This is a genomic window from Shewanella sp. AC91-MNA-CIBAN-0169 (assembly GCF_040310165.1).
GTDB lineage: Bacteria > Pseudomonadota > Gammaproteobacteria > Enterobacterales > Shewanellaceae > Shewanella.
On sequence record NZ_JBEOPM010000202.1, the window covers coordinates 1 to 237 of the forward strand.

Here is a 237-nt window from a genome sequence, read left to right on the forward strand (position 1 = left end):
GTCTGATACTAAATAAATATCAGCTATTGTCGCGTCAATTTCGTAACGCATACCTGGCCCCAAAACATCTGCTGCAGCTGTACCTATCAGTGGTCGTATATCTTTTTTATTTTTTATTTCGCCAGCCTGTGCTTCAATCTTATCAACTTGGCGGTATTCTCGTTTAAAAAAGTGCTCCATTTGCCTAAGCGTCGGCAATTCTTCTTCAGGTAATTCAGGAAAATATTGCTCGTATAT

The 237-nt window shown here is 39.2% G+C and carries 1 pseudogene; it reads right to left on the bottom strand.

What is annotated here, in order from left to right:
• Positions 1-237 (bottom strand): annotated as a pseudogene (locus AAEY98_RS22670) (transposase); the annotation flags it as partial.